12 protein-coding genes are annotated in these 13,563 nt (G+C 72.2%); 7 read left to right on the top strand and 5 right to left on the bottom strand.

Annotation, left to right across the window (positions count from 1 at the left end; translation table 11 throughout):
• Positions 1-179: 179 nt before the first annotated feature.
• Together ACFZDA_RS10775 and mscL are read left to right on the top strand one after the other, a co-directional pair.
• Positions 180-776, top strand: a complete 597-nt coding sequence (locus ACFZDA_RS10775) for a hypothetical protein (RefSeq protein ID WP_391078078.1) — start codon at positions 180-182, stop codon at positions 774-776.
• Positions 777-911: 135 nt separating this feature from the next.
• Positions 912-1,370: a large conductance mechanosensitive channel protein MscL gene (mscL, locus tag ACFZDA_RS10770; protein WP_391078076.1), complete on the top strand. Its 459-nt coding sequence runs from the start codon at positions 912-914 to the stop codon at positions 1,368-1,370.
• Positions 1,371-1,395: 25 nt separating this feature from the next.
• Here mscL and ACFZDA_RS10765 read toward each other — a convergent pair whose 3' ends face one another.
• A complete protein-coding gene (locus ACFZDA_RS10765; protein WP_010035397.1) occupies positions 1,396-1,575 on the bottom strand; it encodes a hypothetical protein in 180 nt (59 codons plus the stop codon).
• An 80-nt stretch (positions 1,576-1,655) separates the two neighbouring features.
• On the opposite strand from ACFZDA_RS10765, the gene ACFZDA_RS10760 reads away from it, so the two are divergent.
• The 4 genes from ACFZDA_RS10760 to ACFZDA_RS10745 all read left to right on the top strand — a co-directional run bounded on the left by ACFZDA_RS10760 (position 1,656) and on the right by ACFZDA_RS10745 (position 6,371).
• Positions 1,656-2,924: a low temperature requirement protein A gene (locus tag ACFZDA_RS10760; protein WP_391078071.1), complete on the top strand. Its 1,269-nt coding sequence runs from the start codon at positions 1,656-1,658 to the stop codon at positions 2,922-2,924.
• 78 nt (positions 2,925-3,002) lie between these two features.
• On the top strand, positions 3,003-4,043 hold the full coding sequence (locus ACFZDA_RS10755) for a P1 family peptidase (protein ID WP_391078069.1): 1,041 nt from the start codon (positions 3,003-3,005) through the stop codon (positions 4,041-4,043).
• Positions 4,044-4,227: 184 nt separating this feature from the next.
• Entirely contained in the window at positions 4,228-5,445 is a 1,218-nt protein-coding gene (locus tag ACFZDA_RS10750; protein ID WP_391078066.1) for an Ig-like domain-containing protein, read from the top strand.
• Between the two features lie 179 nt (positions 5,446-5,624).
• Positions 5,625-6,371, top strand: a complete 747-nt coding sequence (locus ACFZDA_RS10745; RefSeq protein ID WP_391078063.1) for a DUF6227 family protein — start codon at positions 5,625-5,627, stop codon at positions 6,369-6,371.
• 514 nt (positions 6,372-6,885) lie between these two features.
• Here ACFZDA_RS10745 and ACFZDA_RS10740 read toward each other — a convergent pair.
• From ACFZDA_RS10740 to ACFZDA_RS10725, 4 genes are all read right to left on the bottom strand, one after another.
• The gene (locus ACFZDA_RS10740; RefSeq protein WP_391078061.1) at positions 6,886-8,946 is read right to left on the bottom strand and encodes a fructose-specific PTS transporter subunit EIIC; all 2,061 of its coding nucleotides are present in this window, start codon (positions 8,944-8,946) and stop codon (positions 6,886-6,888) included.
• A gap of 187 nt (positions 8,947-9,133) precedes the next feature.
• Complete coding sequence (gene pfkB / locus ACFZDA_RS10735; RefSeq protein ID WP_391078058.1) at positions 9,134-10,081, bottom strand: 1-phosphofructokinase; 948 nt, start codon at positions 10,079-10,081, stop codon at positions 9,134-9,136.
• Entirely contained in the window at positions 10,078-10,839 is a 762-nt protein-coding gene (locus ACFZDA_RS10730) for a DeoR family transcriptional regulator (protein ID WP_391078055.1), read from the bottom strand. The genes pfkB and ACFZDA_RS10730 overlap by 4 nt, the downstream gene beginning before the upstream one ends.
• A gap of 164 nt (positions 10,840-11,003) precedes the next feature.
• Entirely contained in the window at positions 11,004-12,512 is a 1,509-nt protein-coding gene (locus ACFZDA_RS10725) for a DHA2 family efflux MFS transporter permease subunit (protein WP_391078053.1), read from the bottom strand.
• Positions 12,513-12,574: 62 nt separating this feature from the next.
• Here ACFZDA_RS10725 and ACFZDA_RS10720 point away from each other — a divergent pair, with 62 nt between their 5' ends.
• Positions 12,575-13,555 (top strand): WYL domain-containing protein, encoded by a 981-nt coding sequence (locus ACFZDA_RS10720; protein ID WP_391078051.1) that lies wholly within the window; start codon positions 12,575-12,577, stop codon positions 13,553-13,555.
• Positions 13,556-13,563: the final 8 nt, after the last annotated feature.

Here is a 13,563-nt window from a genome sequence, read left to right as displayed (position 1 = left end):
TGGGGGCTGGAGGCTGGGGGCTGGAGGCTGGGGGCTGGAGGCTGGGGGGCGGAACTTGCCGTTCGGGTGAGGGAGTTGTCCACAGGGCGGCGGTAGGTCCACAGGCCTGAGCGGGCGGTCGTGAGAAGCCTCATCGTGGGGAGCGCAAGCCGGTCACTCGTCACAGGTGGTGGTTCCCCATGTCCCTCGGTCCGTCTTCCTCATGCCTGACGCTGCCTTCTTGGTCCGCTGCCGCGTGCCCGCCCGGCCCCGAGGTGCCGCCGACGCGTGAGGTGCCGCGGTTCGACCCCGTACGGGTGGGCGGCCGGGCCGGCCGGCTCGTGCGCAACCGGCGGCGGGCCCTGGCCGTGGGGCTCGCGGTCACCGCGACCGCGCTGGTGGCGGCGGGACCGCGGGGCGCCGACGGGGCCCGTGGGCATCCCCGGGCCCAGCCCCCCGCGCACGCGGCTTCCGTGTCCGGGGAAGATGCCGTACGGACGCGCCGTGCGGCGGGGGCGGTGACGGCCCCGGTCCGGATCGCCGACGCGGCCACCGTGCGGCTGCTGCGGCCCGGCGACCGGGTCGACGTCATCGCCGCCGAGGAGACGGTGTCGGGCGGCGCTGCCCGGGTGGTCGCGCGCGGGGCCAGGGTGACGAAGGTGCCGGAGCCGCTGGAGGACGCGAGCGGCACAGGGGCGCTGGTCGTGCTGTCGGTGCCGCGTGCCTCAGCGGCCCGGCTCGCCGGTGCGAGCACCACGGCGCGGCTGGCGGTGACCTTGTGGGGGCATCCCCGATGACGTCCCTGCTGATGTCCCCGCTCTCGTCAAGTCGCTCGTTCGAAGGGCCACCCAGGTGCTCCGTTCGGAGCAACGTTGACGTAGGTTGCGGAGCGTTTTGTTCCGCAAGCTGCTCGTGCGAGGAGAGACCCCGAGGTGAGCGAGAAGAAGGATCCGAGCGTCTGGGAGGGCTTCAAGGCCTTCCTGATGCGAGGGAACGTCGTCGATCTGGCAGTGGCGGTGGTGATCGGCGCCGCCTTCACCAACATCGTCAACGCCGTGGTGAAGGGGATCATCAACCCCGTCGTCGGGGCCATCGGGACCAAGAACCTCGACCATTACAGCTCGTGTCTGAGCTCGACGTGCGCGGGCGAGCAGGGCATCCGGATCCTGTGGGGTTCCGTGCTCGGCGCCACGCTGAGCTTTGTGATCACCGCGGCGGTCGTCTACTTCCTGATGGTCCTGCCGATGGCGAAGTACCTGGCCCGGCTGGAGGCCCGCCGCAAGGCGAAGGAGGACACGCAGGAGGTCATCGAGGTGACCGAACTGGAGGTGCTGAAGGAGATCCGGGACGCGCTGGTCGCGCAGCGCGGCTCGGGGCACGACCGGCAGTAGCGCTGCGGACGGTCGCCCGGGCGGCTCAGAGGTGGTGGGGCGGCTTCTCGTCGAGGAAGCGCTTGAGGTCGGCCGCGCCGCCGCCGGCGTCGGAGCGCTCGCCCCAGCCGCGGTCGGTGTCGTCGGAGGACTGCTGGTCCAGCGGGTCGTCGAAGACCAGCGCGGGCTTGGGCGCGCGCGGCTCGGGATCGGGGGCGGTGCTCATGCGTCCAGGGTACGGTCGCGGAGAAAGTCGGGGAGAAGGTCGCGGTGAAATTCCCCGCTCCTTCTGTTGTGCTGGGACCCATGACTTCCAGCCCCGCTCCCCCGCCCGTCCCCTCCTCCGCGTCCGGCCCGTCCGGCCAGTCCGGCGGGCCCGGCGTCCGGCGGCCGCTGCGCAGGCTCAGGGCCCGTGGCCGCGACGAGGCGCACCGGGCGGCCTCGCCGCTGGAGCTCTTCTTCGACCTCTGCTTCGTCGTCGCGGTGGCCCAGGCGGGCATCCAGCTGGTGCACGCCGTCGCCGAGGGGCATGCGGGCGAGGGGATCCGCGACTACGCGATGGTGTTCTTCGCCGTGTGGTGGGCGTGGATGAACTTCACGTGGTTCGCCTCGGCGTACGACAACGACGACGTGCTCTACCGGGTCGTCACGCTGGTGCAGATCGCCGGGGTGCTGGTCCTCGCGGCGGGGGTCTCCCGGGCGTTCGGGGAGCACGAGTTCTTCGTGGTCTGGCTGGGCTACCTGATCATGCGGATCGCCATGGCGGCGCAGTGGCTGCGGGCGGCCCGCTCCAGCGAGGGCCCGGAGCGCACGACGGCTCTGCGCTACGCCGGTGGCGTGCTGGTGTGCCAGGTCGGCTGGCTGGGGCTGCTGTTCCTGCCCGAGGGGGCGCGGGCCTGGTGGTTCCTGGTGATGGTGCTGCTGGAGATGTGCGTGCCGCCGTGGGCGGAGAAGGACCGTCCCACGTCCTGGCATCCGCGCCATATCGCGGAGCGGTACGGGCTGTTCACCATCATCGTGCTCGGCGAGACGATCGCCGCGGCCACGGTCGCCGTCAAGTCGGGCATCGACGAGAACGACGCCCTGGGCGAGCTCCTCCCCATCGCGGCGGGCGGGCTGCTGATCATCTTCGCCGCGTGGTGGGTCTACTTCGTGGTCCCCATCCACGACCATCTGCGGTCCAACCGGCAGGCGTTCCTGTGGGGCTACGGCCACTACCTGGTCTTCGCCTCGGCGGCGGCGATCGGCGCCGGGCTGGAGGTGGCGGTGGAGCAGACGGTCGGCAAGGCGCACATCTCCACACTGTCGGCGTCGGCCGCCGTGACCCTGCCGACGGCCCTGTACCTGCTGACCTTGTGGGCGCTGCACTCGCGCCACTTCAAGTCGGGCATCGCCCAGCAGCTGGTCCTGCCGACGACGGCACTGCTGGTGATCTGCTGCACGTTCCTCCACGACTGGGCGGTGCTCGCGGCGGGCCTGGTCTGCGCGCTGTCGGTGGTGGCGGGAGAGACCCTGGCCCTGCGCGGGGCCGCCGGGACCACCCGGACCGACGGGCAGGCGTCGGCGGCCGGGTGATGTGGCCCGCGAGGTCGTCCCGAGTCCGCGGGAGCCGGGTGCGCCCGCGAGAGCCGGGGCTGGACGAGACTGGGCGGCATGACAGTTGACGCTCTGGTGGACGCTCTGACGGATGTCTCCGGTCTGCGGGTGGGGCACGCGACACGCGCCGGCGACGGGTGGCTCACCGGCACCACGGTGGTGCTGGCCCCGGAGGGCGGGGCGGTGGCGGCCGTGGACGTGCGGGGCGGTGGTCCCGGCACCAAGGAGACGGACGCGCTGGACCCGCGCAACGTGGTGCGGAAGGTCGAGGCGATCGTGCTGACCGGTGGCAGCGCGTACGGGCTCGACGCGGCTTCGGGGGTGATGGCCTGGCTGGAGGAACGGGGGCGCGGGATCCGCGTCGGGGCGGACCCGGCGCATGTCGTGCCGGTGGTGCCCGCCGCTTGTGTCTTCGATCTGGGGCGCGGCGGCGACTTCCGGGCCCGGCCGGACGCGGCCACCGGGCGTGCGGCGGTCGAGGCGGCCGCGGCGAGCGAGCCCGGCGCGCCGGTGCCCGAGGGGTGTGTGGGTGCCGGCACTGGGGCGGTGGCCGGGGTCGTGAAGGGCGGCGTCGGCGGCGCGAGCACCGTGCTCGGCTCGGGCATCACGGTGGCCGCGCTGGTGGTGGCCAACGCGGCGGGGTCAGTGCTGGATCCGGAGACGGGGGTGCTGTACGGGGAGTTGTTCCAGGGGCGGGTGGAGTACCCGGAGGCGAAGGTGCACGAGGCCGCGCGGCAGCGCCTCGCCGAGACGGCCGCGAGGAGCGTGCCTCCGCCGCTCAACACCACACTGGCGGTGGTCGCCACGGACGCGGAACTGTCGAAGGCGCAGGCGCAGAAGCTGGCCGGTACGGCACACGACGGCATCGCCCGCGCGGTGCGGCCGGTGCACCTTCTCAACGACGGGGACACGGTGTTCGCGCTGGCCACCGGAGACCGTGCCCTGGACGCCGCGAACCCACTCGCGCTCAACGAGATCCTCGCCGCTGGCGCGGACGTCGTGACCCGGGCGATCGTACGGGCCGTGCGCGCTGCGGAGCCGGTCGACGGTCCGGGCGGGGCGTGGCCGTCGTACGGGGAGTTGTACGGGGGCCGCTGAGCCTGGGGGTGCCGCACAGCGGGCCGGTACCGCGCAGCGGCTCCGCGGCGACGCCGGACATTGTCCCGTCCCTGTAACGGTGATGTCGCTCATGGCGGTCGGACGGAACCCGACCGGCCGCCCGGCCCCTCTTCTCTCACGTACTGGAGCGGACCACGCACATCACACGAACTGGGAGCAGCCCGTGACAACGCCGGACATTGCAGCGCGGCGCACACTGGGGGCATGTGCCGCCCTGATGATCGGCGCCCTGACGCTCACCGCCTGCGGTGGCAGCGCCAACGCCAAGGACGACGCCAAGGGTGGCGGCGACTCGGCGAAGACCTCGGTCGCCAAGATCGCCATCTCGGCGAAGGACGGTTCGACCGGCGCCTCCATCAACAAGACCGGTGTGAAGGTCAGCGACGGCAAGCTGACCGACGTGAAGATGACGGTGGCGGGCAGCGGTCAGGCCGTACCGGGCTCGATCTCCTCCGACGGCAAGGACTGGAAGCCCAAGGAGCAGCTGGAGCGCGGCACGAAGTACCAGATATCGGCGACCGCGAAGGACACGAAGGGCCGTACGGCCGCCGCGAACTCCATCTTCACGACGGTCACCTCGGCGAACAGCTTCATCGGGACGTACACGCCGGACAACGGCGCCACGGTCGGTGTGGGCATGCCGGTGTCGTTCACCTTCGACAAGGCCATCACGAACCGCAAGGACGTGCAGTCGCACATCACGGTCACGTCCAGCAGCGGGCAGCAGGTCGTGGGGCACTGGTTCGGTGCGCAGCGGCTCGACTTCCGGCCCGAGGAGTACTGGAAGGCCGGTTCCAAGGTCACGATGAAGATCGACCTGGACGGGGTCGAGGGCACGAACGGCGTCTACGGCGTGCAGAAGAAGACGGTCACCTTCACCGTCGGCCGCTCGCAGGTCTCCACGGTCGACGTCAACACGCAGACCATGACGGTGGTGCGGGACGGCACGACCATCAAGACGGTCCCGATCTCGGCGGGCAGCCCGGAACACACCACGTACAACGGGCAGATGGTGATCTCCGAGAAGTTCGTGCAGACCCGGATGAACAGCCGGACGGTCGGGCTCGGCGGGGAGTACGACATACCCGACGTGCCGCACGCGATGCGCCTGACGACGTCCGGCACGTTCATCCACGGCAACTACTGGTACAACAAGGGCAACCCGCCCTTCGGGCGCGAGGGCACCAGCCACGGCTGCGTCGGCCTGGCGGACGTCCAGGGCGCCGGGGGCAACACGCCCGCCAAGTGGTTCTACGACAACTCGCTCATCGGCGACGTGGTGATCGTCAAGAACTCGCCCGACAAGACGGTGGCGCCGGACAACGGGCTCAACGGCTGGAACCTGGACTGGAGCCAGTGGGTCGCGGGCAGCGACGCGTGAGCGGCTGAACGACCGCCCCCACTGGGGTTTTTGACGGACAGATCGGGCCGCGCGGGAACTTTTCGCGCGGCCCGCGCGTTTTCCTGGACGTACGTTTTCTCGGTTCCCGGACATGATGTCCGACCGAGGGGCTACGGTATGCACCCACAAGGTGACATGCAGCAACGCCGGGAGAAACCTTGAGCGTTCCGTACGAGACGGCAGCGTACGAACCCCACGACTCGCCCGAGTCTCCGGAGGAGCATCTCGCGCGACTCCTCGGCCGCGCCCTGAACTCCTTCGAGCTGCCCGACGAGACGATAAGGCGGCTGGACTGCGCGCTGGCGCACGACGGTTCGCTGCACTCCGCGCACCACAGCGCGGGGCTGCACCGGGAGACGTACCGGCACACCTGGCTGCTCGCCGACGGTTCCGCGCTCACGCTCTGGGAGCTCGTCCACAACACGGCGCCGGGCAGTGAGCCGCAGCACGAGGTGTACGTCGACGAGGAGGAGCTGCGCGCCGCCACCTCGCGTCTGCCGCTGCCTCCGGACACACCCGACTTCGAGCTGCCGGTGGCGGTGCAGCTGTCCCCGGTCGCCGCGCCCCGGCACGCGTACGCCGGGGACGACTCGGCGGACCACGCGCGGCGTTTACTGCGCCGCGCGGAGAACGCGGACCGGCCGGGCGCGGACACGGCGGCCCTGCTGGCCACGGCGTCCGGTCACCAGATCACCCAGGCCTTCGGCCGCCCGTGCCGCGCGGGCCGGGCGGGGCTGTGCTTCTCGCTCTACGAACACGCCTTCCTGCTGCGCGACGGCGCGGAGGTCTCCCTCTGGGAGGTGGAGCACACGGCGACGCCGGACGGACGGCACATGTGCGAGGTGTACGCCAGCGAGGACGCGGCCCGCGAGGCGATGGAGCGGCGGGCGGCGCAGGTGTCCTAGGGAGTGCCCGAGAAACGTCGGGGCGCGTGCCGAGCGAGGCGGGGACGGTGACCGTGAGCGGCACGGCGGACGCCTTGCTCCTGTACACGGCGGGCGACTCCGACTCCGGCACCGTGGCCCGGGCGGCGGGCGACGAGGGGGGCCGCTACGACTGTGAGCCCGGCACAGGGCGCGGCAACCGGAGACGCGGGAGCCGGGCGAGGAGGCGGTATGGCCGCCGGACGGTCCTCAGGCCGCTCTGTCGCCGAGTTGGCGTGCCAGCTCGGCGAAGGTGTCTCTCTCCTCGGGGGTCAGTTCCACGGACTCCGACCGGGGGCCCGTCTGCCGCTGTTGCGGGAGGGCGGGGAGAGAGTGGCCTTCGGGCCATCGGGAGACGTGCTCGGGCATGCGCCCAGTAGACACCACGGCCCGGGACTTCTGTCCCGGGCCATGATTTTCGTGATCTATCTCGCAGGTGCCGTGAACGGTTCACACACCCCGAAAGGGGCGAACCCGGGGCCCGCGGGCATGGGGCTCACGCCGCCACCGGCTGCTTCGCCTCCGCCGACGGAGCCGCGGCCTCGCCGGAGGCCGCCGCGGCGCCCGGGGCCGGCTTGCGCATGCCCTTGAGGACGACCACCAGGGCCGTGGTGACGCAGACACCGACGGCGATGGCGACCAGGTAGAGCAGCGGGTTGCCGATCAGCGGGACCACGAAGATGCCGCCGTGCGGGGCGCGCAGGGTGGTGGCGAAGGCCATCGACAGGGCGCCGGTGATCGCGCCGCCCGCCATCGAGGCCGGGATGACACGCAGCGGGTCGGCCGCGGCGAAGGGGATCGCGCCCTCGGAGATGAAGGAGGCGCCGAGCACCCAGGCGGCCTTGCCGTTCTCGCGCTCGGTGTGCGTGAAGAGCTTGCCGCGCACGGTCGTGGCGAGGGCCATCGCCAGCGGGGGCACCATGCCGGCCGCCATGACCGCAGCCATGATCTTCATCGCGGAGTCGCTGGGGTTGGACACCGCGATACCGGCCGTGGCGAAGGTGTAGGCGACCTTGTTGACGGGGCCGCCGAGGTCGAAGCACATCATCAGGCCGAGGAGGGCGCCGAGCAGGATGGCGTTGCTGCCGGACAGGCCGTTGAGCCAGTCGGTCATGCCCTTCTGGGCCTCGGCGATGGGCTTGCCGATGACGACGAACATCAGGAACCCGACGATCGCCGAGGAGATCAGCGGGATCACCACCACCGGCATGATGCCGCGCAGCGCCGCCGGGATGTTCACCTTCTGGATCGCGATGACCACGCCACCGGCGATCAGACCGGCCGCGAGGCCGCCGAGGAAGCCGGCGTTGATCGTCAGGGCGATCGAGCCGCCGACGAAGCCGGGGACGAGACCGGGCCGGTCGGCCATGCCGTAGGCGATGTAGCCGGCCAGGACCGGGACGAGGAAGCCGAAGGCGACGCCGCCGATCTGGAAGAGCAGGGCCGCCCAGCTGTCGGCCTGCGCCCACATGAAGTGGTCCATCACCGACGGGGCCTTGTCGACCTTGTAGCCGCCGATCGCGAAGCCGAGGGCGATCAGCAGACCGCCCGCCGCGACGAACGGCACCATGTAACTGACGCCGGACATCAGCCACTTGCGCAGCTTGGTGCCGTAGCCCTCGCCGGCGTCGCCGGAGCGCTCCACGGGGCTGGCCGGCGCGGATCCGGAGGTGACCTCGCCGCTGGCGGCCTTCTCGCGTACCTCGGCGATGAGTTCAGCGGGGCGGTTGATGCCCGCCTTCACGCCGACGTCGACGGTCGGCTTGCCGGCGAAGCGTTCCTTCTCCCGTACGGGCACGTCGTGGGCGAAGATCACGGCGTCCGCCGCCGCGATGACCGACGGGTCGACACGGGTGAAGCCGGCCGAGCCCTGGGGCTCGACGGTGACCTCGACGCCCGCCTCACGGCCGGCGTTCTCCAGCGACTCGGCCGCCATGTAGGTGTGGGCGATGCCGGTGGGGCAGGAGGTGACGGCGACGATACGGAACGGGCGCTCCGCCGCGTCGGCGGTGTCGTCAGTGCTGTCGGTGTCGTCGGTGACCGTGGCGGCGGCGGGAGAGGCCGCTCCCGCCGACGCCACGGGGTCTTCGGAGCCGGCCTCGGCAGGCTCGCCGGGCTCGTCGCCGCGGATCAGCGCGGCGGCGTCCGTCGCGTCGCCCACCGCGCGCAGCGCTTCGGTGAACTCCGTGTTCATCAGCTGCCGGGCCAGCGACGACAGGATCGTCAGATGGGCGTCGTCGGCGCCGGCCGGCGCGGCGATCAGGAAGATCAGGTCGGCGGGGCCGTCGGCCGCGCCGAAGTCGATGCCGTCGGAGCTGCGCCCGAAGGCGAGCGTCGGCTCGGTGACGTGCTCGCTGCGGCAGTGCGGGATGCCGATGCCGCCGTCGAGGCCGGTCGGCATCTGGGCCTCGCGGGCGGCCACGTCGGCGAGGAAGCCGTCCAGGTCGGTCACCCGGCCCAGGGCCACCATGCGCTCGGCGAGGGCACGCGCCGCCGCTTCCTTGGTGTCGGCGGACAGGTCGAGATCGACCAGGTCCGCGGTGATCATGTCGCTCATCGCGGGCTCCTTAGCACGCGTATCGCCCGGTCAGTCGGGTGGGCGGGGAGGGGACGGGGGGTGACGGGGATGGGGTGGGGGGTGACGGAGTTGGGCGTACCGGCCTCGGCTAACGGGGCGTCTCGCCGGTCATGGGCCGGTGCGCGCGGCTCGGCGTGCGTCAGGCCACCGGCTGGTTCGACGTACGTCATGACACCGGCTCCTTCAGCGCACGGTCCGCCGGGATCCGGGTCGTGACCGTCACCGCGGCCGGGTCCAGGTCGCCGGGCTTGGGCATGACACTGCCGGGCAGCTGGACGGCCGCCGCGCCGTGGGCGACCGCGGAGGCGAGGGCGTCGGGGCCGCTGCCGCCGGCGATCAGGAAACCGGCGAGGGAGGAGTCACCGGCGCCCACGTTGCTGCGGACGGCGTCCACGCGGGCGCTGCCGAACCAGGCGCCCTCGCCGGAGACCAGCAGTTGCCCGTCGGCGCCGAGGCTGGCGAGGACGGCCCGGGCGCCCATCTCGCGCAGTTCCTCGGCCGCCTTCACGGCGTCGCCGACGGTGGCGAGGGGGCGGCCGACTGCCTCCGCGAGTTCCTCGGCGTTGGGCTTGACCACGTCGGGCCGCTCGCGCAGGGCCGCCAGCAGCGCGGGCCCGGAGGTGTCCAGGGCGATCCGGGCGCCGGCGGCGTGCGCGCGGGCGACCAGGTCGGCGTACCAGGAGGGGGCGAGGCCGCGCGGGAGGCTGCCGCAGCAGGCGATCCAGGCGGCGTCGCGGGACTGCTGCCGTACGGTCTCCAGGAGCAGTTCGCGCTCGGCGTCGGACAGTTCGGGGCCCGGCGCGTTGATCTTCGTCAGGACGCCGTCGGCTTCGGCGAGGGCGATGTTGGAGCGGGTGGCCCCGGCGACCGGGACCGGCGCGACCTCGATGCCCTGCGTGTCGAGCAGGTCGGCGACGAGCGCGCCCGGCGCTCCGCCCAGGGGCAGGACCGCCACGGTGCGCTGACCGGCCGCCGCGACCGCGCGCGAGACGTTCACGCCCTTGCCGCCCGGGTCCATCCGCTCGCCGGTGGCGCGGATGACCTCACCGCGGTCGAGGGACGGCACCTCGTAGGTGCGGTCCAGGGACGGGTTGGGGGTGACGGTGAGGATCATGCGCGCACTACTTCCGTGCCGCCGCGCTCGATCGCGACGGCGTCTTCGGGGCTCAGCCCGCTGTCGGTGATCAGCAGGTCCACATCGCTCAGGTCGCCGAAGCGGGCGAAGTGCTCCTGGCCGTACTTGGAGGAGTCGGCGAGCAGCACCACGCGACGGGCGGCGGCCACGGCCGCGCGCTTCACGGCGGCCTCGGCGAGGTCGGGGGTGGTCAGGCCGTGTTCGGCGGAGAAGCCGTTGGCGGCCACGAACAGCACGTCGGCGCGGATCTCGCCGTACGCGCGCAGCGCCCAGGCGTCCACGGCGGCGCGCGTCCGGTGCCGTACGCGCCCCCCGATGAGGTGGAGCTGGATGCCGGGGTGGTCGGCGAGGCGGGCGGCGATGGGCAGGCTGTGGGTGACGACGGTGAGGGTGGCCTCCGACGGCAGGGCGGCGGCCATTCTGGCCACCGTCGTACCGGCGTCGAGGATCATCGTGCCCTCGCTCGGCAGTTCCACGAGGGCCGCCTTGGCGATGCGGTCCTTCTCGTCGGGGGCCGCGGTCTCGCGTTCGGCGAGGTCCGGCTCGAAGTCGAGCCGCCCGGCCGGGATGGCCCCGCCGTGCACCCGGCGGACCAGTCCGGCGCGGTCGAGGGCCTTGAGGTCGCGGCGGATCGTCTCCGCCGTCACCTGGAACTCCTCGGCCAGCGACACGACATCCACTCGGCCGCCGTCACGGGCGAGCCGGAGGATCTCCTGCTGCCGCTCCGGTGCGTACATGTCTGTTCGCCTCCGCCCATGCCCGAACGTGTGGTTTCAGCGGGAGGCTACGCCGAGATTTCCGCGAAGTAAACAGGTTCGGACGCAATCGGGCATGATCGGAAATGCAGACGGGCTCGGCACGCAGGTACCGAGCCCGTCTTCCCGGAGGGGAACGGCCGCGGTCAGGAGACCAGCACCGGCTCCTTCCGCTCCGTCGTCGCCCCGTGCTCCCCCTCGACATGCTGCGCCGGCCGCTTCGGCAGGGCGAACATCAGCAGGAAGATCACGCCCAGCACCGCGGCCACGCAGCCCAGCGAGTTCCGGAAGGCCTCCGCGAAGGCGGGACCCACCTGGTCCGGGCGCAGCCGGTCGCCGATCGTGCCGAAGAAGACGACCGACACCAGGCCCAGCCCCAGCGCGTTGCCCATCTGCTGCACGGTGTTGAGCAGGCCGGACGCCGAGCCGGAGTGCTCGCGCGGCACCCCGGAGAGGATCGCGTCGGTCAGCGGGGCGACGATCAGGCCCATGCCCACGCCCATCACGACCAGCGGCAGCGCCATCTGCCAGGGCGCGATGCCGAGGCCGTAGTGCCCGGACTCCCAGAGGTAGAGCAGCACCCCGGCCGCCATCACCAGCGCGCCCGCCTGCAGCACCTTGCGCCCGAAGCGCGGGACCAGCTGCTGCACCGACATCCCGGCGGCCACGGACACGGCGATCGAGAACGGCACCCCGGTGAGCCCGGCCTTCAGCGGACTCCAGCCCAGTCCGAACTGCATGTACAGCGTCCACACCAGGAAGAACACGCCGAGCGCGACCCCGAAGACGGTCTGCACGGCGATCCCGGCCGCGAAGCTCTTGACCTTGAACAGCGACAGCTCGACCAGCGGGGAGCCGTCCCGTGCGCTCTTGCGCCGCTCGTACGCCACCAGCGCCGCCAGGACGACGAGCGCGCCGGCCATCGAGACGTACCCCCACACCGGCCAGCCCAGCTCACGGCCGCGAATGAGCGGGTAGAGCAGCATCAGCAGGCCCAGCGTCACGAGCGCGACACCCACCAGGTCCAGCTTGAGCGCCCGGGGCGCCCTGGACTCGGTGATGAAACGGCTGCCGAGGACCAGACCCGCGACCCCGACGGGCAGGTTGATCAGGAAGATCGAGCGCCACTCCCCGCCGAACAGGTTCCCCTCGGTCAGCAGCGCGCCGAGCAGCGGACCGGACACGGCCCCGAGTCCGACGACCGCGCCGAACAGGCCGAACACCTTGCCCCGCTCGTGTGCCGGGAAGGTCGCGTGCACGATCGACAGCACCTGCGGCACCATCAGCGCCGCCATGGCGCCCTGGAGGAACCGCGAGGCGACCAGCATCTCCGGGTTCACCGCGAGGCCGCACAGCGCGGAGGCGAGGGTGAAGCCGCCGATGCCGATGAGGAAGATCCGCTTGCGGCCGTGGATGTCGCCGAGCCGTCCGCCGGTGATCAGCCCGGCGGCGAACGCGAGGGCGTATCCGGCGGTGATCCACTGGATCTGACTGAAGGACGCGCCCGATTCCCGCTGGATCGACGGTATGGCGATGTTGACGATCGTCACGTCGACGAGGTCCATGAAGGCCGCGGTCATCACGATCGCGAGGGCGAACCAGCGACGGCGGTCGGTGCCGCCCGCGGCGCTGAGAGGGGTATCGGTGGAGGTCATACCCGGAAGCTAGTGGGCCATTAGGTCAGATCGTGTCCTACTGGTGCGGCATCCTCGTCGGTATGACGACGGACACACCGGCCCGGCTGCTGACGCTCCTCTCCCTCCTCCAGACGCCCCGCGAATGGCCCGGCGGCGAGCTCGCCGACCGGCTCGGGGTCTCCCGCCGCACGGTCCGGCGGGACATCGACCGGCTGCGCGAGCTGGGCTACCCCGTGCAGGCGAGCAAGGGTGCCGACGGCGGCTACCGACTGGTCGCCGGCAAGGCCATGCCACCGCTCGTGCTCGACGACGAGGAGGCCGTGGCCATCGCGGTCGGCCTGCGCGCCGGGGCGGGGCACGCGGTGGAGGGCCTGGACGAGGCGTCGGTACGGGCGCTGGCCAAGCTGGAGCAGGTGCTGCCGGGCCGGCTGCGCCACCGCGTGACCACACTCCAGGCCGCGACGACTCCTCTGACCAGCGGGGACGGGCCGAGCATCGCGCCGGAGACCCTGACCGTCATGGCCTCCACGGCGTCCGGGCACGAGCGGCTGCGGTTCGCCTACCGGACGGCCGACGGCACCGAGTCGCGGCGCCTGACGGAGCCGTACCGGCTGGTGTCGACGGGCCGCCGCTGGTACCTGGTGGCGTACGACATCGACCGGGACGACTGGCGCACGTTCCGCGTCGACCGCGTGAGCGAACCGTTCGCCACGGGGGCGCGGTTCGTACCGCGCGAGTTGCCGACGGGGAACGCGGCGGAGTTCCTGCGGCAGTCGATGCAACGGCAGCAGGAGTCCTACGACGTCGAGGTCACATTCGCCGCGCCGGCCGGCTTCGTCGCCGCCCGGCTGCCGAAGTGGCTCGGCACGCCGGAGCCGTTGGACGCCGGCAGCTGCCGGCTGCGCGGGTCCGTCGGGGACGCCGTGGAGTGGGTGGCGTTCCGGCTGGCGATGCTGGAGTGCGACTTCGTGGTCCGCGAGCCGGAGGAACTGGTGCGGGTGGTGCGGGAGTTGGGGGCTCGGTTGAGCAGGGCGGCGGGCGCGGGAGCGGGAGCGACGTAAGGGCGCCC

The organism is Streptomyces sp. NPDC007991 (genome assembly GCF_042958445.1).
In the GTDB taxonomy this organism is placed as follows: domain Bacteria; phylum Actinomycetota; class Actinomycetes; order Streptomycetales; family Streptomycetaceae; genus Streptomyces.
The sequence above is the reverse complement of the archived record's forward strand: the minus strand, read 5'-3'. Positions and strand labels throughout refer to the sequence as shown.

Excerpts from the sequence above, each read along its gene's own strand:
- ACFZDA_RS10775 (WP_391078078.1), top strand. The coding sequence starts at position 180 with ATGTCCCTCGGTCCGTCTTCCTCATGCCTGACGCTGCCTTCTTGGTCC.
- ACFZDA_RS10720 (WP_391078051.1), top strand. The coding sequence starts at position 12,575 with ATGACGACGGACACACCGGCCCGGCTGCTGACGCTCCTCTCCCTCCTC.
- ACFZDA_RS10725 (WP_391078053.1), bottom strand. The coding sequence starts at position 12,512 with ATGACCTCCACCGATACCCCTCTCAGCGCCGCGGGCGGCACCGACCGC.
- ACFZDA_RS10765 (WP_010035397.1), bottom strand. The coding sequence starts at position 1,575 with ATGAGCACCGCCCCCGATCCCGAGCCGCGCGCGCCCAAGCCCGCGCTG.
- ACFZDA_RS10755 (WP_391078069.1), top strand. The coding sequence starts at position 3,003 with ATGACAGTTGACGCTCTGGTGGACGCTCTGACGGATGTCTCCGGTCTG.
- ACFZDA_RS10730 (WP_391078055.1), bottom strand. The coding sequence starts at position 10,839 with ATGTACGCACCGGAGCGGCAGCAGGAGATCCTCCGGCTCGCCCGTGAC.
- pfkB (WP_391078058.1), bottom strand. The coding sequence starts at position 10,081 with ATGATCCTCACCGTCACCCCCAACCCGTCCCTGGACCGCACCTACGAG.
- ACFZDA_RS10760 (WP_391078071.1), top strand. The coding sequence starts at position 1,656 with ATGACTTCCAGCCCCGCTCCCCCGCCCGTCCCCTCCTCCGCGTCCGGC.
- ACFZDA_RS10740 (WP_391078061.1), bottom strand. The coding sequence starts at position 8,946 with ATGAGCGACATGATCACCGCGGACCTGGTCGATCTCGACCTGTCCGCC.